This window comes from Caldimonas brevitalea, from assembly GCF_001017435.1.
Classification (GTDB): domain Bacteria; phylum Pseudomonadota; class Gammaproteobacteria; order Burkholderiales; family Burkholderiaceae_C; genus Caldimonas; species Caldimonas brevitalea.
In genome coordinates, this window is sequence record NZ_CP011371.1 from 2644980 (window position 1) to 2671305 (window position 26326).

Genomic DNA, 26326 nt, shown 5'->3' on the forward strand with positions numbered 1-26326 from the left:
AGGGGCCGCACCGCCCGTCCTGTTGCTTCTCTGTGGGCCGGGTGTGAACAGGCCCTAAGGCTGCAGCAGCAGTTCACGGAACTGACCGCGCAGGCAATGGTTGGAGCTCATGGACGATGCGTAGCCGCCGGCGTTCAGCAAGGCCACTGCGTCGCCATGCTCCACCGGCGGCAAGGGCACGTCGGTCGCCCACACGTCGAGCGCCTCGTTGATATTGCCGGCCAGCGTTACTGCTTCCACCGCGCCCTGTCGAGGGCAACACGGCACGGGTTCGCAGGGCAGGTCATAGAAGGCAGGTTCGACCGCCAAGTTGAATCCGCCGTTGAGGCCAACAAAACGGGGAGCCGGGCGACTTCATCGTGGCGGGCAGCCCGAACATCAGGGGCCGAAAGCACTCCCAAGCGAAAAACACGTTGACGCCTTCGCGCTCGCCTTCCTGGTAGGGATAGAGGCTCTGGCGCGCCAGGAAGCAGAAGCTGGTGCCCCGATGGGTGGTGAGCACGGCCTTGGGTTTGCCTGTGGAACCGCTCGTGAGCGAGACGAATGCAACGTCGTCGCCCCGGCATGGCGCAGGCGTCAAGCGTGTCGCCTCGCTGGGCGCGGTGAGCGGCGACACGGCGAGGCAGGGCAGCGGCGACAGCAGCGCCTGCACGCGCACCAGTTCGGTGGGCAGGGTCAAGACCAGGCGCACTTTGCAGCTCGCGACAAACTCCTTCAGCAGCGCGTCGGACCAGTTCTTCTCCAGCAGGCAGACGGCGGCGCGGACAGACCAGGCAGCCAGCAGCGATAAGGTGTACTCGGCACCGTGGGGCAGGAACACGCCCACGACATCGCCGGCCTGGACATTCGCGGTTTCGAGCGACTCGGCCAGTTGTGCGGCGGCGGACGACAGTTGGCGGTAGGTCCAGCGGCGCTCGCCGTCGACCAGTGCCAGGGTGTTGTGGGGTAGACGCTCGACTTGGCGGCAGACGTGAGCCAGCACCGAGTGCCGGGCATTCCAACACTGGACCTGCCAGGAGGGGTCGGCCAGCAGCGACCCGGGCTGCGGGCGGGCCTCTAGCACCGACGGTGACAGCGCGCGCAGCCACTGCTCCATGTGATGCATCACACGCTCAGCCAGCGCGTCGGCAGCCGCCGGTTGTTGGAGATAGAAATGCCCACCCTCGAAATGCTCGACGGAAAAGGCGCTCTCCGGCGCCAGCTGGGCCTGCCACGCCGCCAAGCTTTCAGGGGGCACGCTGTGATCGCCGGTGCTGCCGAACACAACGGCGGGAATCGGCAGTGCAGCGCCCGACGAGTAGCGATAGGTTTCGTCCAGCCGCAAATCGGCGCGAAGCGCGGCCGCGCCGTACTGCAGCAGGGCCTCTTGCTGCGCCGACTCGTGCTGTCGGTTGAAGTTGGTGCTGAAAAATCCCCATTCGCGGACCACGGCAACGAACTCTGGTTCGGGCAGCGTGTGCGTTTGACGACCGGGCAGGCTGCGCGGGTTGACGAGGTGGGGCGCGGGATAGGACGAGACAAACAGGCCCAGGGGGAGAGGCATATTGCGCAGCACCAGTGCGCGGCAAACCTCGAATGCCTGCAGGGCACCGAAGCTGTGCCCAAACAGTGCAAACGGGGCGCCGCCGGTGTGCTGAACAAGCTCTTGGATCAGATCGTCTATGAGCGATGGCCACTCGTCATAGGGCTCGACATCGTGCAGCGGCCCGCGTCCGGGCAAACTTAGCGTGACGAGGCTGATGCTGTCCTTCAACCTGTTGGCGAGCGCCTCGTAGCTGGACTCCCCGCCGCCCGCAAAAGGGAAGGCGATCAGCATCACCGCGCTATCCAGAGAACCGGTAACAGTCGACCTGATCCGCGACATGAGACCCTCCGCCGACACCCGGGCCGCGTGCCTCTGCTCTAGTGGCAAGCAGACCGCCCTCGGTGTCATTCGATTGAAGCGCTGCGCCGCACTTGGAACGAATTCACGCCGAACGAGCCTCGCAAATCAACACGAGGCAGCAGGCGGTTCGATCAGGGGGGAGGAACTGGCGGCGCTAAGCGCGATGCACGTTGTTCGATATTTGGTCTTCTTGGATGCGATCATGCCGGCATAGATACCGCGCCAACACTGTGAGTGTCTGCAATCACCCCGAGGAGGGGAGCGACCTCAATCACAGCAGGTCAAGTCGGTCTCCTTTCGATGTGAAGCATCGGAGCGCCACACGACAGACGACCGCTTCCGAACCGCCCCCCGGAATCGTGGAGCGTCCACGCTTTGAAAGGATGGAGGTCAGAACCAGTTGAGCAGGTTCTCGCCGGCGGTGTGTGAGCGCGCCGTGCGTCCGGTGCAGGAGCACCGGGTGGTGTATACGTCGCCGTCGGCGGCCGTTGAATCGGTTGCGCCGAAGATCGGCTGTGTGCCGCAGGCCTCGTTAAAGTGAGTCATTCGCGTCGATGTCGATCGGGTGTACACCGTTGCCGTTCGGGACGTACTGTCGCAGCAGCCCGTTCGTGTTCTCATTGATTCCGAGTTGCGATGGCCTGCGCGTCCCGGAAATGGATTTAAAGACCGATGCCTATGGGCTGCTGCACATTGACCCTGTCCCAGCTTTCCGAACCGTTTGGTCAGTGGCGCATCTGGCATGACGAAGGCCCGAGGATGAGCCGGGAAAGCATGGCGGGAGGCCGAGCAGGTCCACTGACGAGCAGATCGCGTTTGCGCTGAAGCAGGCCGAGCTACTGTCCTGTCTCAGCGTCTGGGCGGTGTGCCGCGAGATGGGGATCGGCGACGCGACCTCTTAGGTGTGGCGGAAGATGTACAGCAGACAAGTGGGCGCACGCGCGTGACGTCGTGCGCTACCCTCGCCGGATTCGCCCGCCGTTGCTGCCTGCGGGAAGCAACGGCGACGTCACGCACAGGAGCCGGAAATTCCAACTCCTGAACCGTGCTGAAACGGGTACAGGGTCACCTGGAGCCCAGGCGCCCCTGTTGCACCGGCGTCCGCCTAAAGCACTTCGCTCGCAAAGTCGGCCAGCCGCGACCGTTCACCGCGGGCCAACGTGACGTGCCCGCTGTGCGGCCACCCCTTGAAGCGGTCGACCGAGTAGGTCAAGCCCGAACTGCCCTCGGTGAGGTAGGGTGTGTCGATCTGCGCGAGGTTGCCGAGGCAAACGATCTTTGTGCCGGGGCCGGCGCGGGTGATCAGCGTCTTCATCTGCTTGGGCGTCAGGTTCTGCGCTTCGTCGATGATGACGTATTTGTTCAGGAAGGTGCGGCCGCGCATGAAGTTCAAGCTCTTGATCTTGATCTTCGAGCGCACCAGTTCGTTGGTCGCGGCCCGACCCCATTCGCCGGCGCTCGAGTCGGACCGCGCCAGCACTTCGAGGTTGTCGTCGAGGGCGCCCATCCACGGCGACATCTTCTCTTCTTCGGTGCCTGGCAGGTAGCCAATGTCTTCGCCAACCGGCACCGTCACCCGGGTCACGATGATCTCGCTGTAGCGCCGGTCGTCCAGCACCTGGCTCAAACCTGCGGCCAGCGTCATCAGCGTCTTGCCCGTGCCGGCCGTGCCGGTCAGTGTGACGAAGTCGCACTCCGGGTCCATCAGCAGGTTGAGCGCAAAGTTCTGCTCGCGGTTGCGCGCCACCACGCCCCACACCGCGTTCTTCTGGTGGGTGTATTCCTTCAGCGTGCGCAGCACCGCCGTCTTGCCGGTGATCTCGGTGACCTTGGCGTACAGCGGCGCCACGCCGGGCGCTTCGAGATAGACGAACTGGTTGATCAGCAGCGACGGCACCAGCGGGCCGCTGATGCGGTAGTAGGTGAGCCCGCCTTGCTGCCAGCTCTCCATCGTCTTGCCGTGGCGCTCCCAGAAGTCGGCCGGCAGCGACAGCACGCCGGTGTACATCAGGTCGACGTCGTCCAGCGTCTTGTCGCTGGTGTAGTCCTCCGCGGGCAGGCCGAGCGCACGCGCCTTGATGCGCATGTTGATGTCTTTCGACACCAGCACGACGTCGCGGTTGGCGTGCTGCTTGCGCAGCGACTGCACCACGCCCAGGATCTGGTTGTCCGCCTTGCCTTGCGGCAGCCCTTCCGGCAGTTGCACGTCGAGCAGCTGGGTCTGGAAGAACAAGCAGCCGGCGGCGTCCTTGTGGCCGGTCTTGGACAAGGAGATGCCTTCGGGCATCTCGCTGCCGGTGCTGGCCACCAGCGCGTCCAGTTCCCGGCTCACCTGGCGTGCATTGCGAGCCACTTCCGACATGCCGCGCTTGTGGCTGTCGAGCTCTTCCAGCGTGACCATGGGCAGGTAGACGTCGTGTTCGTCGAAGCGGAACAGCGACATCGGGTCGTGCATCAGCACATTGGTGTCGAGCACGAACAACCGCGGCGGCCCCTCGGAGCGGGCGCGTTTGGCCGGTCGGGCCGGGGCGCGGGGTTGGGCAGCCGCCGCGACCACCGGCGCTGCCGTTTTGGCGGCCGGCCGTACCGGCTGGACCGGCGGAGATTTCTCGGCAGCGGGGTCGAACAGGTCGAGCACGGCCGGGGAGGCAGGCTCCGCCTTGGAAGAGCGTTTGCTGGGCCGCGGCGCCGCCTGGGCGTCGAGGTCGGCGAGCGAAAGAACGGTGGCTTTTTTGGCGGGCGGTTTCGGCAGTGGCATTGGATAGCGACGTGGCGTCAGGCTGCGAAAACAAAAAAGCCGCACAGCAACCCGTGCGGCTTTGCGGTCATGCAGGAGGTCCAACTCAACAGCATGGGCCCATTATGCACAACTCGTTCCAGCGATCAACGCGGCGCGCCGCCTCGCGGCGCCCGCCGCCACGGCCCTCAGCCGCCTTTTTTCAGCCCCTTGACGGCTTTCAGCACTTCGTCCACATGACCGGCGACCTTGATGCCGCGCCACTCATGGCGCAGGATCCCTTCGGGATCGATCACGAAGGTGCTGCGCTCGATGCCCTTGACCTTCTTGCCGTACATGATCTTGTTTTTCACGACGCCGAACATGTGACACATCTTTTCTTCGGTGTCGGCGATCAGGTCGAACGGTAGTTCCAGGCTCTGCTTGAACTTGTCGTGCGACGCCATGTTGTCGCGCGAGACACCGAACAAGACTGCGCCAGCTTTCACGAAGTCTTTGTGCTTGTCGCGAAATTGCATCGCTTCGGTGGTGCAGCCCGGGGTATTGTCTTTAGGATAGAAGTACAGGACGACGGTTTGCCCCGCAAATGCCTGCGGCGAGTACTTCACGCCACCGGTCGCGAGCGCTTCAAATTCCGGGAGGGGTTTATTGAGGGCAGGCGTCATGTAGATTTTTTGGAGGGTTGCGCCGGTCAGGCGTAGCCCTAAATTATACGGCCTCTCGCCTTCTCACCGAAGCCCGCGGGCCCTTGGCCGTTGCGCTTCGAAAGCCCATCGGGTGCCGCCCGGCGCCGGGCAGGCCGTCAGGCCGGCGGCTGGATCAGCAGCGCCGCCACGACCGAGCGGCCTTCGGACACCAGGACGTTGTAGGTGCGGCAGGCCGCCGGCGTGTCCATTGTTTCCATGCCGATGCCCGCCTCCACCAGCGGGCGCAGCGCCTCGGGCCGCACGAAGCGCAGCCGCGTGCCGCTGCCGAACAGCACCACCTCGGGTTTGAGCCGCGCCACCTGCTCGAAATGCTCGGCGCGCAGATCTTCCAGCGCCGAACAGGGCCAGGGCAGCACTTCGCCGGTCCAGGGCACGATCACGCTGCTGGTGTGCAGCTGGCCGTTGATGGTGACGCCGTCGGCGGCGTGGGCGCCGATGACGTTGGCGGAATCGATGCGGTCAGGTTGAAGCTTCACGGCGCGACGCAGACTGGGCTGGGGGGAGGAAAACACCGACGGCAAGCTGCCAAAAAAGGCGGCACCAGGGCGCCAAGGCCGCGCCGGCACTAGGGTGGCTGTGGTTAAATTATAGGTTTTGCGCCGCAGCAATTCCCCACAGCCGGCGCGGTTCCCTACGCCCGGAGGTCTCCTTGAAACCCGTCTCCAAGTCCGCCAAGCTGGCCAATGTCTGCTACGACATCCGAGGCCCGGTCCTGGAGAAGGCCCGGGAGATGGAGGAAGAAGGGCACAAGATCATCAAGCTGAACATCGGCAATCTGGCGGTGTTCGGCCTGGAGCCGCCGGACGAGATCGTGCAGGACATGATCCGCAACATGCCCCACACGGCCGGTTACACCGACTCCAAGGGCCTGTTCGCGCCGCGCAAGGCGGTGGTGCACTACACGCAGGAGAAGGGCGTGCACGGCGTCAGCGTCGACGACGTCTACCTCGGCAACGGCGCCTCCGAACTGATCGGCATGTCGATGAACGCGCTGCTGAACAACGGCGACGAAGTGCTGATCCCGGCCCCCGACTACCCGCTGTACACCGCCGTGGTGGCGCTGTCGGGCGGCACGCCGGTGCACTATATCTGCGACGAGCAGTCGGGCTGGTTGCCCGACCTCGACGACATCCGGCGCAAGATCACGCCCAACACCAAGGCGCTGGTCGTCATCAACCCGAACAACCCGACCGGGGCCCTCTATCCCGAGTCGCTGCTGCTCGAGCTGGTCGAGATCGCGCGGCAGCACCAGCTGATCGTGTTCGCCGACGAGATCTACGACAAGACGCTCTACGACGGCGAGACCCACACCAGCATCGCCTCGCTCGCCGACGACGTGCTGACCGTCACCTTCAACGGGCTGTCGAAAAACTACCGCTCGTGCGGCTACCGCGCCGGCTGGATGGTGGTGTCGGGCGAGAAGAAGCACGCAAAGGACTACATCGAGGGCCTGAACATGCTCGCCTCGATGCGCTTGTGCGCCAACACGCCAGGCCAGCTCGCGATCCAGACCGCGCTGGGCGGCTACCAGAGCATCAAGGACCTGGTGGCGCCGGGCGGGCGTTTGTGCCGTCAGCGCGACCTGGCGCACCAGCTGCTGACCGACATCCCCGGCGTCACCTGCGTCAAGCCGAAGGCCGCGCTCTACATGTTCCCGCGGCTCGACCCGAAGCTGTATCCGATCCAGGACGACCAGCAGTTCGCCTATGAGCTGCTGGCCGAGGAGAAGGTGCTGATCGTGCAGGGCACCGGCTTCAACTGGGCCCAGCCCGACCACTTCCGGCTCGTCTTCCTGCCCAACTCGGACGACCTGACGGAGGCCGTGGGCCGCATTGCGCGCTTCCTCGAGCATTACCGCAAGCGCCACTCCTACTGACCGTTCTTCCTCACACCACCCGAGTTCCTATGAATCCCATTCGCATCGGCCTGCTCGGCGCAGGCGTCGTCTCCAGCGGTGTCGTGAAGGTGCTCGAGCGCAACCAGGCCGAGATCCGCCGCCGCGCCGGCCGCGGCATCGAGGTGGCCCAGGTCGGCGCTCGCTCGCTCGACAAGGCCCGCGCGGCGCTCGGCTCCGGGGTCGCCATCACGGCCGACCTGGACGCCGTGGCCACCGACCCGTCGATCGACATCATCGTCGAGCTGATCGGCGGCACCACCCGGGCCAAGGAACTGGTGCTGAAGGCGATCGCCGCGGGCAAGCATGTGGTCACCGCCAACAAGGCGCTGCTCGCGGTGCACGGCACCGAAATCTTCGCGGCGGCCAGCGAGCGCGGCGTGATGGTGGCCTTCGAGGCGGCGGTGGCGGGTGGCGTGCCCATCATCAAGGCGCTGCGCGAGGGCCTGACGGCCAACCGCATCCAGTGGATCGCCGGCATCATCAACGGCACCACCAACTTCATCCTGAGCGAGATGCGCTCCAAGGGCCTGGACTTCGACGTGGTGCTGAAAGAAGCCCAGCGCCTCGGCTATGCCGAAGCCGACCCCACCTTCGACATCGAAGGCGTCGACGCGGCGCACAAGGCCACCATCATGAGCGCGATCGCGTTCGGCATCCCGGTGCAGTTCGACAAGGCCTATGTCGAAGGCATCTCCAAGCTGCAGGCGGCCGACATCACCTACGCCGAGCAGCTGGGTTACCGCATCAAGCTGCTGGGCATCACCAAGCGTCGCGACGACCTTCCCGGCGGCGGCATCGAACTGCGTGTGCACCCGACGCTGGTGCCCGAGAAACGTCTGATCGCCAATGTCGAAGGCGCGATGAACGCCGTCGTCGTGCATGGCGACGCGGTCGGCTCGACGCTCTACTACGGCAAGGGCGCCGGCTCCGAGCCCACCGCCTCGGCGGTGGTGGCCGACCTGGTCGACGTCACCCGGCTGCATACCGCCGACCCCGACCACCGCGTGCCGCATCTGGCTTTCCAGCCCGACGCGCTCGACAGCACGCCCATCCTGCCGATCGAGGACGTGGTCACCTCGTTCTACCTGCGGTTGCGGGTGGCCGACGAGGCCGGCGTGCTGGCGCGCATCACCGGCATCCTGGCCGAACACGGCATTTCGATCGACGCAGTGCTGCAGCGCGAGGCGGGCGACAACGAGAACCAGACCGACCTGATCATCCTGACCCACGACACCGCCGAGGGCCGCATGAACAAGGCTACCGTGCAGATGCAAGCGCTGCCCACCGTGCTGCAGCCCATCGTGCGCATCCGCAAGGAAGATCTGAACTGACCCCCGATTGAGCCCCGGCGTGCCCTGCAAGGCCCGCCGGGCGTGCAGGGGGAAAAACCCCCGCCGAACCCGACGCGGCACCGCGGAGACCGACTTGAAATACATCAGCACGCGCGCAGACAAGACCGAGCGCGGTTTTTCCGAGATCCTGCTGGAAGGCCTGGCGCCCGATGGCGGCCTCTACCTGCCCCAGCACTACCCCCAGGTCGACGCCGCCACCCTGCAGCGCTGGCGTGGCCTGTCGTATGCCGAACTGGCGTTCGAGGTGCTGTCGCTGTACATCGACGACATCCCGGCCGACGATTTGCGCGACATCGTCCGCCGCACCTACACCGAGCAGGTGTTCGGCACGCCGCAGATCACGCCGCTCAAGCCGCTCGAGCCCGGGCTGTGGCTGCAGGCCTTGTCCAATGGCCCCACGCTGGCCTTCAAGGACATGGCGATGCAGCTGCTGGGCAATCTGTTCGAGTACGAACTGGCGCGCCGCGGCGAGCAGCTCAACATCCTCGGCGCGACTTCCGGCGACACCGGCAGCGCGGCCGAGTACGCGATGCGCGGCAAGCAGGGCGTGCGCGTCTTCATGCTGTCGCCGAACGGCCGCATGAGCCCCTTCCAGCAGGCCCAGATGTTCAGCCTGCAGGACGAGAACATCCACAACCTAGCGGTCGAAGGTGTGTTCGACGACTGCCAGGACATCGTCAAGGCGGTGTCCAACGACCTCGAGTTCAAGCGCCGCTACAAGATCGGCACGGTCAACTCGATCAACTGGGCGCGCCTGGTGGCGCAGGTGGTCTACTACTTCGCCGGTTACTTCCAGGCCACGCGCTCGAATGACGAGGTGGTCAGCTTCGCCGTGCCCTCCGGCAACTTCGGCAACATCTGCGCCGGCCACGTCGCCCGCATGATGGGCTTGCCGATCCACCGCCTGGTGCTGGCCACCAACGAGAACGACGTGCTCGACGAGTTCTTCCGCACCGGCACCTACCGGGTGCGCCAGGGCGCCGAGACCTACGAGACGTCGAGCCCGTCGATGGACATCTCCAAGGCGTCCAACTTCGAGCGTTTCGTGTTCGACCTGCTGGGCCGCGACGGCGAGCGCACGCGCCGGTTGTTCAAGACCGAGGTCGAGCAGCACGGCTCGTTCCAGCTGGCGCCGCACGAGTTCGCGCGGGTGGCCGAATACGGCTTTGTCTCGGGCCGCAGCACACATGCCGACCGCATCGCCACCATCCGCACCACCTTCGAGCAGCACGGCGTGATGATCGACACGCACACCGCCGACGGCCTGAAGGTGGCACGCGAGCGCCGCACCCCCGGCGAGGCGATGCTGGTGCTCGAAACCGCCTTGCCGGTCAAGTTCGCCGCCGCGATCCGCGAGGCGCTGGGCCGCGAGCCGGAGCGTCCGAGCGCGCTCGAAGGCATCGAGCAGTTGCCCAAGCGCTACACCGTGGTGCCGCCCAAGGCGCAGACCGTCAAGGACTACATCGCCGCCCACTGCTGAGCGGCGATGAAGGTTCTCGGCTTCTGCGGCTACTCGGGCTCCGGCAAGACCACCTTGCTGGAGCAGCTGATCCCGCGGCTGCGTCACGCGGGGCAGCGGGTGTCCGTGGTGAAACACGCGCACCACCGGTTCGACATCGACCACCCCGGCAAAGACTCCTGGCGCCACCGCCAGGCGGGCGCCTATGAGGTGGTGGTCGCCTCCGACCGGCGGCTGGCCAAGATCCGCGAATACGAGGTCGAGGCCGAGCCGACGGTGCACCAGCTGATCGCCGAGCTGAGCGATTGCGACTGGGTGCTGGTCGAGGGTTTCAAGCACGCGGCCGACATCTGCAAGATCGAGGTGTGGCGCCCAGCCTGCGGCCATCCCGTGCAGTACCCCGGCAACCCGTCCATCGTCGCCGTCGTCACCGACGCGGCGACAGCGCTGCCGCAGCCGCCGCACTGCCCGGTGCTGGCTCTCGACGATGTCGACGCCGTGACGGCACATCTGCTGCAGAATGCTGCACGATATGAGTACCGTCCCCCGTCCGCCCTTGTTGAGCCTGGAAGAGGCCCTGGCGAGGCTGCTCGCCCCGGTACGCCCGCTCGCTGACACCGAAACGCTGCCGTGCGTCGCGGCGCTCGGCCGGGTGCTCGCCGAAGACCTGATCTCGCCGCTCGACGTGCCGCCGCTGGCGAACAGCTCGATGGACGGCTACGCGGTGCGCCGCGCCGACATCCCCGAGCCCGGATCCGTGCTGCCGTTGTCCCAACGTGTCGCCGCCGGCCAGGTCGGCCAGCCGCTGGCGGCCGGCACGGCGGCCCGCATCTTCACCGGTGCGCCGCTGCCGCCGGGCGCGGACGCCGTCGTGATGCAGGAGCAGTGCACGGTGCTCGAGGGCGGCGGCCAGGTGCGTTTCGACGTCGTGCCCGAGCCGCGCCAGTGGGTGCGCGAGCAGGGTGAGGACGTGAAGCGCGGCGCCGTCGTGTTGCCGCGCGGCACCCGTCTGACCCCTCAGGCGCTGGGCCTGGCCGCCACCGTCGGCGCGGCCCGGCTGTCGGTGGTGCGGCGCCCCCGGGTGGCGCTGTTCTCGACCGGCGACGAACTGGTGATGCCCGGCGAGCCGCTGCGCCCCGGCGCCATCTACAACTCCAATCGCTACACGCTGCAGGGCCTGCTGGCGCAGTTCGGCTGCGACTGCACCGATCTCGGCATCGTGCCCGACAGCCGCGAGGCCACGCGCAGCGCCTTGCGCCGCGCCGCCGAGGGCCACGACCTGATCCTGACCTCGGGCGGCGTTTCGGTCGGTGAAGAAGATCATTTGCGGCCGGCGGTCGAGGCCGAAGGCCGGCTCGAGCTGTGGCAGGTGGCGATCAAGCCCGGCAAGCCGCTCGCGTTCGGCCAGGTGAACACCGCTGCCGGCGCCTCGGCGTGGTTCGTGGGCTTGCCCGGCAACCCGGTCGCCAGCTTCATGACCTTCTTGCTGGCGGTGCGGCCGCTGCTGCTGGCGCTGCAGGGTGCCCCCACCGCAGCGCCGACCCCGGTGCTGCTCGAAGCCGGCTTCGACTGGCCCCGGCCGGACCGGCGGCGCGAGTTCCTGCGGGTGAGGCGCGCCGGCGAGGGCCGCCTCGAGCTCTACACCAATCAGAGTTCGGGCGTGCTCAGCTCGACGGTGTGGGGCGACGGTGTGGTCGACAATCCACCGGGCCAGCCGATCCGGGCCGGCGAACGCGTGCGCTACCTTGGCTTTGCAGAATGGCTGCTTACATGAAGATCTCGGTCAAATACTTCGCGTCCATCCGCGAGGAACTGGGCGCGGGCGAGCACGTGGAGCTGATGCAGGGCGCCACCGTCGGCGCGCTGCGCGACCTGCTCATCATGCGGTCGCAGGCGCATGCCGAGGCGCTGGCGCGCGGGCGGGCGGTGCGGATGGCACTGCAGCAAACGATGTGCGACGAAAGCGCGCGGCTCGCGGACGGCGTCGAGGTGGCGTTTTTCCCGCCGGTCACCGGAGGCTGACGAACATGGGCGAGCCGCGTGTGCGCATCCAGAGCGCCGACTTCGATCTCTCTACTGAGGTGGCGGCCTTGCGGGCGGCCGACCGGGGTGTCGGCGCCGTGGTCAGCTTCGTCGGCACCGTGCGGGACCACAGCGACGGCGCGTCGGTCGCGACGATGGAGCTGGAGCACTACCCCGGCATGACCGAAAAGGCCATCGACGGCATGATCGACCAGGCGTTCGCCCGCTTCCGCATCCGGGCCGCCCGGGTGGTGCACCGGGTCGGCCGGCTGCAGCCGGCCGACCAGATCGTGCTGGTCGCCGTGGCGTCCGCCCACCGGGCCGACGCCTTCCAGGCCTGCGAGTTCCTGATGGACTATCTCAAGACGCAGGCGCCGTTCTGGAAGAAAGAGCAGACGCCGGACGGCGCACGCTGGGTCGACGCACGCACCAGCGATGACGCGGCCTTGGCGCGCTGGGGCGTCGAGGCGGGCAATGCGGCCGCCGCCGCCGGCGAGCCGGCCGCGTGATGCAGCCGATCAGCTGGGCGCACCCCGCCGCCGTCGCCGCGGGCGCCGCCGTCGGCGCGCTGCTGCGCTGGCGGCTCAGCGTGTGGCTCAACCCCGTGTGGCCGGGCTTGCCGGTCGGCACGCTGCTGGTCAATTGTGTCGGGGGTGTGCTGATCGGCGCCGCCCTGATGTGGTTCAGCCGCGTGCCCGACGAGTTCTGGCGCTTGCTGCTGGTCACCGGGTTTCTCGGCGGGCTGACCACCTTCTCGGCCTTTTCCGCCGAGTCGCTGCAGTTGCTGCAGCACCAGCGCTGGGCCGCGGCGGTCTTGCACACGGTCGCGCATGTCGCCGGCGCCTTGGGCGGCGCCGCGCTCGGCTTCCGGCTGATGCGCCTGGTGGTCGGCTGAGGGGCGCCGCCCAGCTGGAGTGCCAGGGTGGCCGCCGGGCCGCGGCGGGTGCAGCGATTGCACTTGAAATGTGGGCGGCCCGCCTCATTTTTCATCGCAATCGGAGGTTCTCCCCATGCGACTCGACAAACTCACCACCAAGTTCCAGGAAGCGCTGGCTGACGCCCAGAGCCTGGCGCTGGCGCACGACAACCCGTACATCGAGCCGCCCCACATCCTGCTCGCGATGCTGCAGCAGGAAGAGGGGCCGAAGGCGCTGCTCGCGCGCGCCGGCGTCAACACCGGCGGCCTGCAGAAGGCCGCCGAAGCCGCCCTCAAGCGCCTGCCCGAAGTGCAGGGCGCCGAGCAGGTGCAGGCCGGCCGCGACACCGTCTCGCTGCTGCAGGCGGCCGAGAAAGAAGCGCTCAAGCGCGGTGACCAGTTCATCGCCAGCGAGATGTTTCTGCTCGCGCTGACCGACAGCAAGACGGACATGGCGCAGACCGCGCGCGAGTTCGGCCTGACGCGCAAGTCGCTCGAATCGGCCATTGACGCGGTGCGGGGTGGCCAGAAGGTCGACAACGCCGAGGCCGAAGGCCAGCGCGAGGCGCTGAAGAAATACACGCTCGACCTCACCGAGCGCGCCCGCCACGGTAAGCTCGACCCGGTGATCGGCCGCGACGACGAGATCCGCCGCGCCATCCAGGTGCTGCAGCGCCGCTCCAAGAACAACCCGGTGCTGATCGGCGAGCCGGGCGTCGGCAAGACCGCCATCGTCGAAGGCCTGGCGCAGCGGATCGTCGCCGGCGAAGTGCCCGAAACGCTGAAGAACAAGCGCGTGCTGGTGCTCGACATGGCCGGACTGCTGGCCGGCGCCAAATACCGCGGCGACTTCGAAGAGCGCCTGAAGGCGGTGCTCAAGGAGGTGTCGCAGGACGAAGGCCGCATCATCCTGTTCATCGACGAGCTGCACACCATGGTCGGGGCCGGCAAGGCCGAAGGTGCGATCGACGCGGGCAACATGCTCAAGCCTGCGCTCGCGCGCGGCGAGCTGCACTGCATCGGCGCGACCACGCTCGATGAATATCGCAAGTACATCGAGAAGGACGCGGCGCTCGAGCGGCGCTTCCAGAAGATCCTGGTGGACGAGCCCTCGGTCGAGGCCACCATCGCGATCCTGCGCGGCCTGCAAGAGAAGTACGAGGTGCACCACGGCGTCGAGATCACCGACCCCGCCATCGTCGCGGCGGCCGAGCTGTCGAACCGCTACATCACCGATCGCTTCCTGCCCGACAAGGCGATCGATTTGATCGACGAAGCGGCTGCCAAGATCAAGATCGAGATCGACTCCAAGCCCGAGGCGATGGACAAGCTCGACCGCCGCTTGATCCAGCTCAAGATCGAACGCGAGGCGGTCCGCAAGGAGACCGACGAAGCGTCGCAGAAGCGGCTCGGCCTGATCGAGGAAGAGATCGCCAAGCTGGAGCGCGAGTACGCCGACCTCGAAGAGATCTGGAAGTCCGAGAAAGCCACGGCGCAGGGCTCGGCCCACGTCAAGGAAGAGATCGACCGCATCAAGTTCCAGATCGAGGAGCTCAAGCGCAAGGGCGATTTCAACAAGGTGGCCGAGCTGCAGTACGGCAAGCTGCCCGAGCTCGAGAAGAAGCTCAAGGACGCGCAGGCCAAGGAAGCCGGCAAGGCCGAGACCGGCAAGCCGCAGCTGCTGCGCACGCTGGTCGGCGCCGAAGAGATCGCCGAGGTGGTGGCACGCGCCACCGGCATCCCGGTCAGCAAGTTGATGCAGGGCGAGCGCGACAAGCTGCTGCAGATGGAGGACAAGCTGCACCAGCGGGTGGTGGGTCAGGACGAGGCCATCGTCGCGGTCAGCGATGCGATCCGCCGTTCGCGGGCAGGCCTGAGCGATCCCAACCGTCCGTACGGCTCCTTCCTGTTCCTCGGCCCCACCGGTGTCGGCAAGACCGAGCTGTGCAAGGCGCTGGCGAGCTTCTTGTTCGACAGCGAAGAGCATTTGATCCGCATCGACATGAGCGAGTTCATGGAGAAGCACTCGGTGTCGCGGCTGATCGGCGCGCCGCCGGGCTATGTGGGCTACGACGAAGGCGGCTACCTGACCGAGGCGGTGCGGCGCAAGCCCTATGCGGTGGTGCTGCTCGACGAGGTCGAGAAGGCGCACCCGGACGTCTTCAACGTGCTGCTGCAGGTGCTCGATGACGGCCGCCTGACCGACGGCCAGGGCCGCACGGTCGACTTCAAGAACACCGTGATCGTGATGACCAGCAACCTCGGGTCCCACCTGATCATGCAGATGCAGGGGCAAGACCCGGAGCTGATCCGCGACGCCGTGTGGGCCGAGGTGAAGGGCCATTTCCGCCCCGAGTTCCTCAACCGCATCGACGAGACCGTGGTGTTCCATGCGCTCGACCAGCAGCACATCGAGTCGATTGCGAAGATCCAGCTCAAGGGCCTGGAAACCCGGCTCGAGAAGATGGAGATGAAGCTCGACGTGTCGCCGGCCGCGCTGGTCGAACTGGCCAAGGTGGGCTTCGACCCGGTGTTCGGTGCGCGGCCGCTGAAGCGCGCCATCCAGCACCGCATCGAGAACCCGGTGGCCAAGCTGATCCTGCAGGGCCGCTTCGGGCCGAAGGACGTGATCCCGGTCGACGTCGCGACCACTGACGAAGGCCAGGTGCAGTTCTCGTTCGAACGCGTGGTGCACTGAGCCTGGTTCGCTCGACCCCTGAAAGCCGCCGGCGCCGCAAGGCCCGGCGGCTTTTTCGATGGCGCCGATAGAATCGACCGGTCACGGCCGGCGGGCGACCCCTGCCTTGTGATGTCGCTGCTTCGGCGCGCGTCGGGCACAGACACACGCGGGGCCGCACCGTCCCCTCGAACGAACAACAGGATCCTCAGGCATGCAAGCGAATCTCGGAGCCCCGGTGGTGATCGTCGGGGCCGGTCTGGCCGGTCTCACGGTGGCCCTGCACCTGGCCGACCACCAACCGGTGGTGGTGCTCGCCAAGCGCAACTTCGAAGAGGCGGCCACCGCGTGGGCGCAAGGCGGCATCGTCGGCGTGCTGGGCTCCGACGACAGCATCGACAGCCATGTGCGCGACACCCAAGACGCCGGCGCCGGCCTGGTCGACGAGCACACCGCGCGCTTCATCGCCGCCCACAGTGCCGAGGCGATCGAGTGGCTGGTCGAACGCGGCGTACCGTTCTCGCCCGACCCCACCGGCCCGATGGGCCTGCACCTGACGCGCGAAGGTGGCCACGCGGTGCGCCGCATCGCCCATGCTGCCGACGCCACCGGCAAGGCCATCCACGACGTGCTGCTGGCCGAGGTCAAGGCGCACCCCAACATCCAGCTGCGCGAACGCTGGATGGCGGTCGACCTGATCACCTCGCGCCATCTGAGGCGTGAAGAAGCGCCGCGCTGTTATGGCGTGTATGCGCTCGACATCGACGGCGGGCGTGTCGAGACGCTGCCCGCCTCGGCGGTGCTGCTCGCCACCGGCGGTGTCGGCAAGGTCTATCGCTACACGAGCAACCCCGAGACCGCCACCGGCGACGGCATTGCCATGGCGTGGCGGGCCGGCTGCCGGGTCGGGAACATGGAGTTCATCCAGTTCCACCCGACCTGCTTGTACCACCCCCAGGAGCGCAGCTTTCTGATCACCGAAGCCTTGCGCGGCGAGGGCGGCCACCTGAAGCTGCCCGACGGCACCCGCTTCATGGCGGCGCACGATGCCCGCGGTGAACTGGCGCCACGCGACATCGTCGCGCGCGCAATCGACTTCGAGATGAAAAAGCACGGCCTCGACCATGTGTGGCTGGACGCCACCCACCTCGGCGCCGACTTCCTGAAAGAACACTTCCCGACCATCTACGCGCGCTGCCTCAAGCTGGGCATCGACATCACACGCCAGGCCATCCCCGTGGTGCCGGCGGCCCATTACACCTGCGGCGGTGTCGTCACCGACCTCTTCGGCCGCACCGACCTGCCCGGCCTTTATGCCGTGGGCGAGGCGACCTACACCGGGCTGCACGGCGCCAACCGGCTGGCCAGCAACTCGCTGCTCGAATGTGTGGTGCTGGGCCGCACCGCCGCGCAGCACATCCGCGAGCATGCAAGGCCCGACACCACGACGCTGCCGCCGTGGGACGAAAGCCAGGTCGAGAACGCCGACGAGCAGGTGGTGATCGCGCACAACTGGGACGAGCTGCGCTTGCTGATGTGGAACTACGTCGGCATCGTGCGCACCACCAAACGGCTCGAGCGTGCGCTGACCCGCATCAAGCTGCTGCGCAGCGAGATCGACGATTACTACGCCAACTTCCGGGTCAGCCGCGACCTGCTCGAGCTGCGCAACCTGGTCGACTGTGCCGAGCTGATCGTGCGCTCGGCGCTGATGCGGCACGAAAGCCGCGGTTTGCACTACAGCCGCGACTTTCCGCAGACGCTGCCGGTGAGCTTTCCGACCATCCTGGTGCGGCCGGCGGGGAGGCGGGGTGGCAATGGTGCGCCGGTGCCGAACTTTCTGGGCATTTGAGGCGCAACGAGGGCGCGATGAGCGGGCAACGCGCCAGCGGGCGAACGGCGCATCGGTGTGTTTCCCGCCGCCGCTCCCGTTCGACCTCATGACCGGGCAACCCTGCACCTGATCGGCACCCATGCTCCACCATTTGTCTTTCGGCGTGCACGAGCTGTCGCGTTCGATGCACTTCTACGATGCGGTGCTGTCGTCGCTCGGCTATGTTCGCGTCTGGGCCGACGACGAGGCCGCCGGCTACGGCCGCCAGGGGGGCGAAGACTTGTTCGCGATCAAACTGCGGGCAGGCGAGGCGAGGGCGCCGGGCGCGGGGTTTCATCTGGCGTTTGCGGCCCCATCGCGAGAGGCGGTGCGCCACTTCCATCAAGCCGCCTTGCTGAACGGCGGCATGGACAACGGCCCGCCCGGGCTACGCGCGGACTATGGCCCCGACTACTATGCCGCCTTCGTGATCGACCCGGACGGGCACTGGATCGAGGCGGTGATCAACACGCCGGAGTAGGCCGAACGGGCCGATCAGGCCGATCAGCAGATCCGTCGGTCAAGGCGCGGAGACCGACGTCGACGGCCCCCAGCAGGCCCGGTGCGAGAAGCGCACGGCGAGGAGGCCGCAGCTCCTACATCGATCGGGTTGCCGCCTGTCCCTCGCTCACGGTCAGCTCCAACGCGTCTCCCCGATAGCTCAGCGCGGCGCTCAAGCTCCCGCGAAGAGGCGAACAGGTGAAGGACTTGAACTCGCCGGTGAGGGTCGACGCCCGCAGCAGCGTCCACCTGCCCGGGCCGATGCCGTCGGGCAGGGTCACCGCCAGGGTGCCGCCGCGCAGCGTGACCGGGCCGCGCACCTCCAAGGTGGCACAGCGCTCCGCGTCGAGCACCGGGATTTCCAGTGTGCCGCCGGCCAGCGTCGTCAGCGCGCCGGAGAAGATGCCGCCGCTTGCCGCGGTCGCCAGGCGCCCGGACATGAGCATGAGTTCCGGCGCCGCGAGTTCGCCCGCCAGTTGCACCGTCCCTCGCTGCGACGTCTGCTCGAAACTCTCTGCGCCGAGGTAGCTGCCGGGGTCGATGATGATGGTGCCGGCGTTGCGCACGGCGGGCGTATCAATGCGGGCATCGACCAGCTCGAGGCGACCGTAGCCCTCCAGCCCCGGGTGGGCGATCTCATACCTGCCGGTGAACAGCGCTTGACCGTTGTAGTGGACGCCGCGGAAGAGGCGGCTCTGTGGCGCATCACCCGAGGCACGGGTGAACACCAGCCGCCCCTCCTGGCCGACGCGCCAACGCGCGATGCCGTGCAGCGCCCCGGCGTCGACATCCACCCGCATGCGGCCGTCGATGCCGACGTCGCCCTCGATCCAGAGCTGCGAAGCAGGGCCGCCGGACAGCACCAACTCCGCTCCCGCGCGGACCTGCACTTGTCCGGCGTTTTCCCAGGCCGGCCCGGCCACCTCCCGCATGTCGAAGCGAAGCCGGCCCTGCTCCACGTCCAGCCGGCCCCGGTTGCGGAAACGGCCCGTCGGCGTGAGCTTGATCTCGGTCGCACCGGGGCCCGTCTTGCAGTAGGCGCTCTGGATCTCGAGCTGGTCGTGGACCGTGCAATCGTGCCCACCTCGCGGGGCCTCGTCGAGGAAGCGGCTGCCCTGGCAGAAGATGGTCTTGCTCTCGAAGGCGGCGATCGGCCGGTCCGGCGGCCAGTGCGCGTGCCGGTGGACGCGCAGTTCCCTCGTCTCCGCGGGCGGGTGCCAGGCATTGTTCATGTTCGATTTCCCCTGATGATCTTGAAGTAGGCGCGAGTCAGCGCGTGGCCTGCCAGAGCTCCGGCGGCGGCGGGCTGCATTGTCAGCGGGTGAAAAGAGGGCGCCACTGTCTGAATTGACAAGCGCACCGCGCCACGGCCGGGCTGCGGGTGAGCGCACGCACGGGCGCCCTGAGGACTCGCCGCCTGACATCCGTCACAGCTTGCCTGCGCAGTCGGCAGCTTCTATGGTGCGCGCCACCGACAAGAACGCACCAACAAGGAAGAGGGTCGAATGAAAGACGACATCTGGGACCGCCTGGAGCCATGGCTGGCCCGGCACGCGAAGGAACTGTGGGCGGTGATGAACCCACCTGCCACGATGGCGCAAATCGAGGCGGCCGAGCGCCGGATCGGGCATGAGCTTCCCGCCGATGTGCGGGCCGCCTACCTGCGGCACAACGGCACGGCCGATTCGACCCGCCTGCACGGGCCCTATTTCTTCCACTATGCCGCCTGGTGCAGCCTCGACGCCATGGTGGACGGCTGGGAATCCCGCTGCGAACTCATCCAGCGCTTCAGGGAGGGCCCCGACAGCGAATATTTGTTCCCCGAAGAGGACGAGTCGTGGCGTGAGTTGGAGGTGCGGCTCGACTGGTCGAATCCCAACTGGATCCCCCTGGGCCACACCAACACGGCGAGTACCTTGTTGATCGACCTGCAACCCGCAGGGATGGGCACGCGCGGACAATTGCTGGAAGATGGCGGTGCCGGTGGCGTGACGGCGGTGGTACCCAGCCTGGGCCAGTACTTGCAGACCCTCTGGGACCGCATCGAGCAGGGCGAGATCTGGTGGCATCCCGACAAGGGTTGGGTCATCGCCGCCAGCGGTGCCGCTGTCCTCCAATGGGACCCTCTGGAGGGCTTCTTCTGGCCGTAGGCTCGGCCTTGTGGCCTGCGACGGGGCGTCAGGCCGCTTTCGCACGACTCTCCGTGCTCGACAACACCCTGCTTTTGAGCGCGTCAAGGGTGACCCTGGCAACTGGAACCGAGCACTTCGACGATCTCCAGCATCCCGACCTGACGCTTTCTGTTTTTCAACCCGCATCTCGACCACCCGGGCGAGCACGACGAGAGGACTGCTTTCGCACTCTACACGCATCCGCTCTTCGTTCGTCGGCCAGCTTGGGGGCGGGGCGGCCAGGGGGCGAAGGTGCCCAACAGGGTCAGCAGCAGGAACGCAGAGATGCACCGGATGAGGAAGGACATTCAACGATGTCCGTGAGGGGCACGTAGCAGAAGTCGCTCAGCTACCGCCGGAGGCGTAAGCAAGGCTCGGACGGCGAATCGACAGGTTCCATGGACGACCTCCTCGGGACACTCACTTCGAAGGCGCTTCTTGAGAGGACAGGTCGCGGCCGCACTGCTCAAGCGATGGGACACGGTAAGACACAGCCGTGACCTTGCCTGCCTCGACTGAAATGCGAGCCGTTCGCTCGAACACCGGCTTGCCTGCCTGGGATACGCACTCGACCTTGCCCAACTCGGCGGTCAACTCGCCGGTGACCCAGGTAGCAGCCCACGGTGACCTTGCGTCGGGGTACACAGACGACAGCTCGATCGCACCTCGGCAACGATAGAGCGCGTGCAGCCAAAGAACACCATCGGCGACCTTGAACTGGCCGCGAGGGCCGCCGATGGCGCTGCACCGCTCCGCCTGCACCATCGCCCGCAGCTGTTCGCTTTCGGGTAGCGCCAGCCAACCGCGGGCGTTGTCGTGCAAACGACCCGACCGACCTTCGATTTCGATTTTGTCGAACAAAGGTTCGGTGGCCGAGCAGGGTGCCGATGCCGTGGCGAGGAGCACGACGGCAGCCAGCAGCAGAGATGGGGTGTGGGTGTGTCGCACTCGATGTTCCGCGGTCAGCCGCCGCGCGCGGCCGCTTCGCGCAGTTTGTCCTTCTTGCTCTTGCGCCGGCCCTTGATGCCGCCTTCTGGTGGTGACGCGGGCGGCGCGGCGTCTCGCGGCTCGAAGCCCGCGATGCGCTCGCGTGGCACACGCTGGCCCTGGCGCTTTTCAATCAGCCGAAAATGCGCCTCGGTCGTTGCGCTGACAAAACTCACGGCCAGGCCGGTGGCGCCGGCGCGGCCCGTGCGCCCGATACGGTGGACATAGTCCTGGGGCGAGCGCGGCAGGTCGTAGTTGACCACCACGGGCAGGCCGGGGATGTGCAGGCCACGCGCCGCCATGTCGGTGGCCAGCACGACCCGCAGCGCACCGCTGTTCAGGTCGGCCAGCACACGGGTGCGCGCACCTTGGCTGAGGTCGCCGTGGAAGGCGGCGGCCGCAAGGCCGCTGCGCCGCAGTTTGTCGGCCACATGCTCGCTGGCGTAGCGTGTGGCCACGAACACCAGCACGCGCGACCACTGCCCTTGCTCGATGAGATGCCGCAACAGCGGCGTGCGCTGCGCCGCGTCCACCTCCACGGCATGCTGCTCGATGGCGGGAGGGGCGCCGCCGCTGGGCGTGTTGGTTGGCACCTCCACACGCACAGGATCACACAGCAAGGCATCCGCCAGCCCCTGCACCGCGGGCGGGAAGGTGGCCGAGAAGAACAGGCTTTGTCGACGCGCGGGCAACAGCGCCGTGAGCCGTGCGAGTTCGTCGGCGAAGCCTTCGTCGAGCAGCCGGTCGGCTTCGTCCAGCACCAGTAGGTTGACGTCGTCGAACTGGATGGCATTGCGGTCGGCGAGGTCGAGCAGTCGCCCCGGCGTGGCCACGACCACCTCCGCACCGCGCCGCAGGCTGAGCATCTGCGGGTTGACGGAGACACCGCCGAAGACGACCGCCACCTTGACCGGATCGGCAAGGTGGCGAGACAAGGCGCGGATCGTTTCGCCGACCTGGGCGGCGAGTTCGCGGGTGGGCACCAGCACCAGGGCGTAGGTGCGGCGCCAGGCGGGGCGCCAGGTGTCGAGGCGGTGCAGCAAGGGCAGCGCGAAGGCAGCTGTCTTGCCGGAGCCCGTCTGCGCGCAGCCGATGACATCACGGCCCTGCAGCGCGAGCGGAATGGCCGCGGCCTGGATCGGCGTGGGCTCGACATAGCCGCGCTCGGCTGCGGCGCGCACCAGGGCCGCGCTCAAGCCCAGCTCGGCAAACGATGAACTCACGGACGGCAATTTCACAGGTGACTCACTTTCGCCACGCGCCCCTGCACCTGGCCGGCGTTCAATCCGGGCAAGGCCAGATCGGTCGCGTCACGCCGCGAGGCCATGTCAGTGGAGAAATCATGGACGTTGCGCTTGCCGATGCAGGCGGCGTTCAAGCCGAGGACGGCGGGGGATACGGTCATGCGCTGATTATCGGCCCCCTTGCGATGCGGGCAGTGCCGGCGCCGGGACCGTCGGCGTGCGCTTGGTTCGGATGCAAAGGCCGGGTGTCGATCGGCAGGGTTGAAGAAACCGCCGGCGATCCAGACGTCGATTCGAAGACAATGGGAACCGCGTCGCGCGGCGTTCGGTGTAAGCCACGCCAGCGAGTGCGAAACCAGTGTTGACCCAGCGGCGAGACCGGACGGCCGCCTTCTGCAGCAGCACTGCTTAAGAGATGTAGGACTTGTCATGCACTACCTGCTTTTTATCGGGGCGTTTTTCTTCTTTGCCTTCACCGCACCGTTGAAGGTCACGCTCGCAACCTGCATCCTGTTGCTGCTCGTCACGACCATCATCCGGTTCACCACCAGGGCCGTGGCCGGCATTGAGCCTTCATATGGAGAGGCGCTCAAGGCCGTGGGTCTGTCCTTCTTCTTTCTCGTACTGGCTTTCGCTGCCCTCTTGAGCTTCGCTGCGGGGACTGGCATCTCGAACTTCACCGGCCTGGCGGGCCATCTCGTCTTCTTCGCCTTCTTTGCGGCCTATGTGCTGGGCTTCAAACTCAGCCTCGGGATCTCCGCCGGCGCGAGTGCCGTGGTGGCCATCGTTGCAACCGTCGCGTCGACTGCGCTCTTTGTGGCGTTTCGGACTCTGGGCTGACCGGCCCTCGCAGTCGGCTGGGCGCGCGCGCCGCGGAACTGCTTCCTCACGGGTGAAGCGTACCGTCAACGGCCGGTTGAACGACGGCCCTCGGCCGGGGTGGCATAGGCGAGCGCCTACGTGGAGGTCACGCCCAGCCGCGAGGCCGCAAAGACCTGGGGTCAAGGGCCTTGACGCCCCAGCTTCTCGATGCGATCGAATGCAGTGTCCAGATCTCGCTGCAATTCAGGCGGCGGGGGGTGGGTTGCCCGTGCATCGGCCATGGGTAGCGTCATCAGCACACGAACGACGCCGGCGGCTTGTACGCTGGCAAAGTAGAGATTGGTGGAGCCAAGCGACGGGTATGTGTTCCAACGCTTGTAGGAAGGACAAGGGGATGGCCGTACATCAAGCTCGAACCGGTAGGCTGTCGCTGGTGCGCCCTTATATGTCTTCTCCACTTTGAGGGTGATCAAAAAGTGATCCGCATCGTCGGGCTTCAAGGCCGTCGACATGACCTTGCCGATGAACACCGAGTCAGCCTGCTCGAATGCGCTGTCCACGCTCTCTTCGAAAGTCGGTGCTTCGCCGTCGGTCGCGCGAGGGGGGCACGCCTGGGCGGCTGTCGCGTGAGCAGAAAACAGGAGGCACAGTGAGGCGGTCAGGTAGGAGCGCATACGGCAATTCTGCCCCTTGGGCTAAGTTGGCCTCCCACACCACGCCGTTGGAGTCCGAAAAGACGGGGATCACCGCCGTGGACGGTCCTGTTTGGTGATGCGCGTGAGCGCGGTGTCAATCTCGCGCCGTTGCTCAGGGGATAGTGGGTGAGCCCTCGGCTCGGGGTACGCCTTTAGGAGTGTCATCAGCCGGTAGACCGGCCCGGCAGCTTGTACTTTGGCGAAGTAGAGACCGGTGGCGCCAAGTGTTGGATTTTCGTTCCGTACGAGAGAAGGACAAAGTGGTGGACGTACCTCAATCTCGAACTGCTCGGTCGCCCCGGCCAAGCCCTTATATGTCGTCTCGACCTTCAGGGTAATCAGAAAATGGTCCGGGTCGGAGGGCTTTACAGTCATCAAGATGACCTTGCCGACGAAGACCAAATCTGCCTGCTCGAACGCACGATCGACGCTCTCTTCCAGCGTCGGCCAAATGTGACCTGGCCCGGGAGGGGCGCATGCGTGCGCGGCAGACAAGTGAGCTGCCAGCACCAGACTGAGGCTGGCCGTGAGGTAGGAGCGCATGTGGCAATTGTGCCTGGTCGCGATTCCCACAGTCCCTGGCGGTCACATCGATCCCGATGAAGATCGCCATGCATGCGCTCGGCGCCTGGCTCGGTCGAGGTTGTCCCATTCGCCCAGACCAGCCCCTGGTGCACCAGCTGATGTAATGTAGAACGATGGAAAAGCAAGACCAGGTTCAGACCAATAACGCTGCGCTCCCATCGCTCGAGGTAAACGCCGTCAAGGACAACGTCCGAGTGTCAGAGCTGGCCCGACTTCTGAACCAACACGCGCCCCGCAAGGGCGTCGGCGCGACGGCCATCCCTCGGCTGTCGGTCATCAAGCTGTCCACACCGAGCGATGAGCTGGTTCATGCGCTTCATGAACCGGCCGTTTGCATCATCGCCCAAGGCGCGAAGCGGGTGATGCTGCGCGACGAGGTGTACTGCTACGACACCTCACGCTTCCTGGTCTTCTCCACTGACCTCCCCATCAGCGCCCAGGTGACCGACGCCACCTTCGAGCGGCCCTACCTTTGCTTCCGCCTCGACCTCGACCCGAAGGAGGTGTCGGAGCTCGTCCTTCAGCTAGGCGCCCCGCCCGCGACGCGCAATGCGACATCGCGCGGACTGTTCCTCAGTGCCGCCACCGACGCCATGCTGGATGCCGCGGTGCGTCTCTTGCGGCTGCTCGACACCCCCGAGGATGTGCCGGCGCTGGCGCCTTTGGCCACCCGGGAACTGGTCTATCGCTTGCTGAAAAGCGAGCAGGGTGAGCGTTTGGCCCAGGTGGCGCGAGCCGACAGCCCTGGACATCGCGTGACGCGTGCCATCGCCTGGCTGAAAGCGAACTATGCCGAGCCTTTGAAGGTCGACGAGTTGGCTCGCTGCTGCTGCATGAGCACCTCATCCCTGCATCACCACTTCCGCGTGCTGACCTCGATGAGTCCGCTTCAGTACCAAAAGCAACTGCGCCTGCAAGAGGCGCGGCGGCTGATGCTGTCTGAGGGCATCGAGGTCTCCAAGGCGGCCTACACGGTGGGGTACGAAAGCGCGTCCCAGTTCAGTCGGGAGTACAGCCGCCTGTATGGCATTGCCCCCTCGAAGGACACCTGGCCGTTGGGCGCATCGGCTCAGGGGACGTGAGTCGAGATCCCGTCTTCGGGACGACCGTGGGGCGCAATACCTCGCTCCCGAAAGAGCTCTTGTAGTGCCTGCGACGCTTCGATGGCCCGAGGAAACCCGGCCGGAACCGTGATGAGGTAGACGACCTCCTTGAGCTCATCGGGCGGCACGCCGGCGTCCAACGCATAGCCCGCATGGATCTTGAAGAACGGGCGCAGCCCGAGAGACGCAAAGGCGGCCATTGCGGCCAACTGCCTGGTCCGCGCATCGAGCACTTTGCGGCCCCACACGTCACCCAGCGCGTACCCGGCGGTGGCCTCTGCCAAGAAGGGAAACTCTTGTCTCATCGCCTCAAACGTCGGCTGAGGTCGACCGTGGTTCAGGTCCATCAGCACCTGCTCACCCCGGGTGACCCGTGGGTCCTTGGCGGCACTCTGTGCCAGGCAGGCTTGAACGGCGATCAGCAGGCAGATCGAAACGATGCCCCGGGTCCGGTAGCAGAGGGCGGGTCGATGTTTCATGGGGACCTCCCGTCAAATGTGGGCGACGCCCGCGTCGCCCAGGTGGAACATGAGGTCGCGCCTAGTGGCCTGTCACCCTGGAATCGGAAGTCGCTGTCCACGCGATACGAGGCACGTTGCGGCGTTGCAAATGCTCGCGATGCCAACGGGCATCGCTGTGCTTTGCGCCTTGCACCGCACCCCGTCTCGCGCGTCCCTCGACTCCCATTCCAGG

Annotated in this window: 25 protein-coding genes and 1 pseudogene; 14 read left to right on the forward strand and 12 right to left on the reverse strand. The window is 66.6% G+C overall.

All coding sequences use genetic code 11. The features are described 5' to 3' along the window. Window positions 1-54 precede the first annotated feature (54 nt). The 5 genes and pseudogenes from AAW51_RS11765 to AAW51_RS11785 form a co-directional block, all read right to left on the reverse strand. A pseudogene (locus AAW51_RS11765) lies at window positions 55-339 on the reverse strand (diaminopimelate decarboxylase); the annotation flags it as partial. Next, on the reverse strand, window positions 284-1933 hold the full coding sequence (locus tag AAW51_RS11770) for an alpha/beta fold hydrolase (RefSeq protein WP_083438239.1): 1650 nt from the start codon (window positions 1931-1933) through the stop codon (window positions 284-286). The pseudogene AAW51_RS11765 and the gene AAW51_RS11770, both read right to left, overlap by 56 nt. Before the next feature lie 1057 nt (window positions 1934-2990). Further along, the gene (locus AAW51_RS11775) at window positions 2991-4643 is read right to left on the reverse strand and encodes a PhoH family protein (protein WP_047194777.1); all 1653 of its coding nucleotides are present in this window, start codon (window positions 4641-4643) and stop codon (window positions 2991-2993) included. 167 nt (window positions 4644-4810) lie between these two features. Beyond that, a complete protein-coding gene (locus AAW51_RS11780) occupies window positions 4811-5287 on the reverse strand; it encodes a peroxiredoxin (RefSeq protein WP_047194778.1) in 477 nt (158 codons plus the stop codon). A 137-nt stretch (window positions 5288-5424) separates the two neighbouring features. Further along, window positions 5425-5805, reverse strand: a complete 381-nt coding sequence (locus tag AAW51_RS11785) for an Mth938-like domain-containing protein (RefSeq protein WP_047194779.1) — start codon at window positions 5803-5805, stop codon at window positions 5425-5427. Window positions 5806-5978: 173 nt separating this feature from the next. Here AAW51_RS11785 and AAW51_RS11790 point away from each other — a divergent pair, with 173 nt between their 5' ends. The 11 genes from AAW51_RS11790 to AAW51_RS11840 all read left to right on the forward strand — a co-directional run bounded on the left by AAW51_RS11790 (window position 5979) and on the right by AAW51_RS11840 (window position 18006). After that, window positions 5979-7205 carry a pyridoxal phosphate-dependent aminotransferase gene (locus tag AAW51_RS11790; protein WP_047194780.1) on the forward strand — a complete coding sequence of 409 codons (1227 nt, stop codon included), beginning with the start codon at window positions 5979-5981 and terminating at the stop codon, window positions 7203-7205. Window positions 7206-7234: 29 nt separating this feature from the next. Further along, window positions 7235-8557, forward strand: coding sequence for a homoserine dehydrogenase (locus tag AAW51_RS11795; RefSeq protein WP_047194781.1), 1323 nt, complete (start codon window positions 7235-7237; stop codon window positions 8555-8557). 94 nt (window positions 8558-8651) lie between these two features. After that, window positions 8652-10058 carry a threonine synthase gene (gene thrC, locus AAW51_RS11800; RefSeq protein ID WP_047194782.1) on the forward strand — a complete coding sequence of 469 codons (1407 nt, stop codon included), beginning with the start codon at window positions 8652-8654 and terminating at the stop codon, window positions 10056-10058. Between the two features lie 6 nt (window positions 10059-10064). Continuing rightward, window positions 10065-10652, forward strand: a complete 588-nt coding sequence (gene mobB / locus AAW51_RS11805) for a molybdopterin-guanine dinucleotide biosynthesis protein B (RefSeq protein ID WP_047197694.1) — start codon at window positions 10065-10067, stop codon at window positions 10650-10652. Then, complete coding sequence (locus AAW51_RS11810) at window positions 10570-11811, forward strand: molybdopterin molybdotransferase MoeA (RefSeq protein ID WP_157359803.1); 1242 nt, start codon at window positions 10570-10572, stop codon at window positions 11809-11811. Before mobB ends, AAW51_RS11810 begins: the two co-directional genes overlap by 83 nt. Continuing rightward, window positions 11808-12059, forward strand: coding sequence for a molybdopterin converting factor subunit 1 (gene moaD / locus AAW51_RS11815; protein ID WP_047194784.1), 252 nt, complete (start codon window positions 11808-11810; stop codon window positions 12057-12059). Before AAW51_RS11810 ends, moaD begins: the two co-directional genes overlap by 4 nt. Before the next feature lie 5 nt (window positions 12060-12064). After that, window positions 12065-12568 (forward strand): molybdopterin synthase catalytic subunit MoaE, encoded by a 504-nt coding sequence (gene moaE, locus AAW51_RS11820; protein ID WP_047194785.1) that lies wholly within the window; start codon window positions 12065-12067, stop codon window positions 12566-12568. Next, on the forward strand, window positions 12568-12954 hold the full coding sequence (gene crcB / locus AAW51_RS11825; protein WP_047194786.1) for a fluoride efflux transporter CrcB: 387 nt from the start codon (window positions 12568-12570) through the stop codon (window positions 12952-12954). Before moaE ends, crcB begins: the two co-directional genes overlap by 1 nt. A gap of 115 nt (window positions 12955-13069) precedes the next feature. Continuing rightward, window positions 13070-15673 carry an ATP-dependent chaperone ClpB gene (clpB, locus tag AAW51_RS11830; protein WP_047194787.1) on the forward strand — a complete coding sequence of 868 codons (2604 nt, stop codon included), beginning with the start codon at window positions 13070-13072 and terminating at the stop codon, window positions 15671-15673. Window positions 15674-15866: 193 nt separating this feature from the next. Continuing rightward, a complete protein-coding gene (gene nadB, locus AAW51_RS11835; protein ID WP_047194788.1) occupies window positions 15867-17504 on the forward strand; it encodes an L-aspartate oxidase in 1638 nt (545 codons plus the stop codon). Window positions 17505-17625: 121 nt separating this feature from the next. Beyond that, a complete protein-coding gene (locus AAW51_RS11840; protein WP_047194789.1) occupies window positions 17626-18006 on the forward strand; it encodes a VOC family protein in 381 nt (126 codons plus the stop codon). Window positions 18007-18121: 115 nt separating this feature from the next. On the opposite strand, the gene AAW51_RS11845 is transcribed toward AAW51_RS11840, so the two are convergent. Next, entirely contained in the window at window positions 18122-19258 is a 1137-nt protein-coding gene (locus AAW51_RS11845; protein WP_047194790.1) for a translocation/assembly module TamB domain-containing protein, read from the reverse strand. Window positions 19259-19531: 273 nt separating this feature from the next. Between AAW51_RS11845 and AAW51_RS11850 the strand changes: the two genes are divergently transcribed. Continuing rightward, on the forward strand, window positions 19532-20176 hold the full coding sequence (locus tag AAW51_RS11850) for an SMI1/KNR4 family protein (RefSeq protein ID WP_047194791.1): 645 nt from the start codon (window positions 19532-19534) through the stop codon (window positions 20174-20176). 441 nt (window positions 20177-20617) lie between these two features. On the opposite strand, the gene AAW51_RS11855 is transcribed toward AAW51_RS11850, so the two are convergent. The 3 genes from AAW51_RS11855 to AAW51_RS29895 are packed head-to-tail and all read right to left on the reverse strand — an operon-like array spanning window position 20618 to window position 22589. Further along, window positions 20618-21145 (reverse strand): hypothetical protein, encoded by a 528-nt coding sequence (locus tag AAW51_RS11855; RefSeq protein WP_047194792.1) that lies wholly within the window; start codon window positions 21143-21145, stop codon window positions 20618-20620. 14 nt (window positions 21146-21159) lie between these two features. Further along, window positions 21160-22407, reverse strand: coding sequence for a DEAD/DEAH box helicase (locus AAW51_RS11860; protein WP_047197695.1), 1248 nt, complete (start codon window positions 22405-22407; stop codon window positions 21160-21162). An 11-nt stretch (window positions 22408-22418) separates the two neighbouring features. Beyond that, window positions 22419-22589: an RNA-binding protein gene (locus tag AAW51_RS29895; protein WP_157359805.1), complete on the reverse strand. Its 171-nt coding sequence runs from the start codon at window positions 22587-22589 to the stop codon at window positions 22419-22421. Window positions 22590-22857: 268 nt separating this feature from the next. On the opposite strand from AAW51_RS29895, the gene AAW51_RS11865 reads away from it, so the two are divergent. Next, entirely contained in the window at window positions 22858-23268 is a 411-nt protein-coding gene (locus tag AAW51_RS11865; protein ID WP_047194793.1) for a hypothetical protein, read from the forward strand. Window positions 23269-23429: 161 nt separating this feature from the next. Here AAW51_RS11865 and AAW51_RS11870 read toward each other — a convergent pair whose 3' ends face one another. After that, complete coding sequence (locus AAW51_RS11870) at window positions 23430-23924, reverse strand: hypothetical protein (RefSeq protein WP_047194794.1); 495 nt, start codon at window positions 23922-23924, stop codon at window positions 23430-23432. 69 nt (window positions 23925-23993) lie between these two features. Beyond that, window positions 23994-24488, reverse strand: a complete 495-nt coding sequence (locus tag AAW51_RS11875) for a hypothetical protein (protein ID WP_047194795.1) — start codon at window positions 24486-24488, stop codon at window positions 23994-23996. A 155-nt stretch (window positions 24489-24643) separates the two neighbouring features. Between AAW51_RS11875 and AAW51_RS11880 the strand changes: the two genes are divergently transcribed. Beyond that, window positions 24644-25612, forward strand: a complete 969-nt coding sequence (locus AAW51_RS11880; protein WP_047194796.1) for an AraC family transcriptional regulator — start codon at window positions 24644-24646, stop codon at window positions 25610-25612. Here the strand turns inward: AAW51_RS11880 and AAW51_RS11885 are convergent. Further along, window positions 25600-26112 carry a carboxymuconolactone decarboxylase family protein gene (locus AAW51_RS11885; RefSeq protein ID WP_047194797.1) on the reverse strand — a complete coding sequence of 171 codons (513 nt, stop codon included), beginning with the start codon at window positions 26110-26112 and terminating at the stop codon, window positions 25600-25602. The genes AAW51_RS11880 and AAW51_RS11885 overlap by 13 nt on opposite strands. Between the last annotated feature and the right edge of the window lie 214 nt (window positions 26113-26326).

Bases quoted from the DNA above. Each gene is read 5' to 3' on its own strand.
- moaD (WP_047194784.1), top strand. From the start codon at position 11,808: ATGAAGATCTCGGTCAAATACTTCGCGTCCATCCGCGAGGAACTGGGC.
- AAW51_RS11845 (WP_047194790.1), bottom strand. From the start codon at position 19,258: ATGAACAATGCCTGGCACCCGCCCGCGGAGACGAGGGAACTGCGCGTC.
- AAW51_RS11810 (WP_157359803.1), top strand. From the start codon at position 10,570: ATGAGTACCGTCCCCCGTCCGCCCTTGTTGAGCCTGGAAGAGGCCCTG.
- nadB (WP_047194788.1), top strand. From the start codon at position 15,867: ATGCAAGCGAATCTCGGAGCCCCGGTGGTGATCGTCGGGGCCGGTCTG.
- AAW51_RS11875 (WP_047194795.1), bottom strand. From the start codon at position 24,488: ATGCGCTCCTACCTCACGGCCAGCCTCAGTCTGGTGCTGGCAGCTCAC.
- AAW51_RS11870 (WP_047194794.1), bottom strand. From the start codon at position 23,924: ATGCGCTCCTACCTGACCGCCTCACTGTGCCTCCTGTTTTCTGCTCAC.
- AAW51_RS11880 (WP_047194796.1), top strand. From the start codon at position 24,644: ATGGAAAAGCAAGACCAGGTTCAGACCAATAACGCTGCGCTCCCATCG.
- clpB (WP_047194787.1), top strand. From the start codon at position 13,070: ATGCGACTCGACAAACTCACCACCAAGTTCCAGGAAGCGCTGGCTGAC.
- AAW51_RS11865 (WP_047194793.1), top strand. From the start codon at position 22,858: ATGCACTACCTGCTTTTTATCGGGGCGTTTTTCTTCTTTGCCTTCACC.
- moaE (WP_047194785.1), top strand. From the start codon at position 12,065: ATGGGCGAGCCGCGTGTGCGCATCCAGAGCGCCGACTTCGATCTCTCT.
- AAW51_RS11850 (WP_047194791.1), top strand. From the start codon at position 19,532: ATGAAAGACGACATCTGGGACCGCCTGGAGCCATGGCTGGCCCGGCAC.
- AAW51_RS11775 (WP_047194777.1), bottom strand. From the start codon at position 4,643: ATGCCACTGCCGAAACCGCCCGCCAAAAAAGCCACCGTTCTTTCGCTC.
- AAW51_RS11770 (WP_083438239.1), bottom strand. From the start codon at position 1,933: ATGACACCGAGGGCGGTCTGCTTGCCACTAGAGCAGAGGCACGCGGCC.
- AAW51_RS29895 (WP_157359805.1), bottom strand. From the start codon at position 22,589: ATGACCGTATCCCCCGCCGTCCTCGGCTTGAACGCCGCCTGCATCGGC.
- AAW51_RS11780 (WP_047194778.1), bottom strand. From the start codon at position 5,287: ATGACGCCTGCCCTCAATAAACCCCTCCCGGAATTTGAAGCGCTCGCG.
- AAW51_RS11885 (WP_047194797.1), bottom strand. From the start codon at position 26,112: ATGAAACATCGACCCGCCCTCTGCTACCGGACCCGGGGCATCGTTTCG.
- mobB (WP_047197694.1), top strand. From the start codon at position 10,065: ATGAAGGTTCTCGGCTTCTGCGGCTACTCGGGCTCCGGCAAGACCACC.
- AAW51_RS11795 (WP_047194781.1), top strand. From the start codon at position 7,235: ATGAATCCCATTCGCATCGGCCTGCTCGGCGCAGGCGTCGTCTCCAGC.
- AAW51_RS11840 (WP_047194789.1), top strand. From the start codon at position 17,626: ATGCTCCACCATTTGTCTTTCGGCGTGCACGAGCTGTCGCGTTCGATG.
- crcB (WP_047194786.1), top strand. From the start codon at position 12,568: ATGCAGCCGATCAGCTGGGCGCACCCCGCCGCCGTCGCCGCGGGCGCC.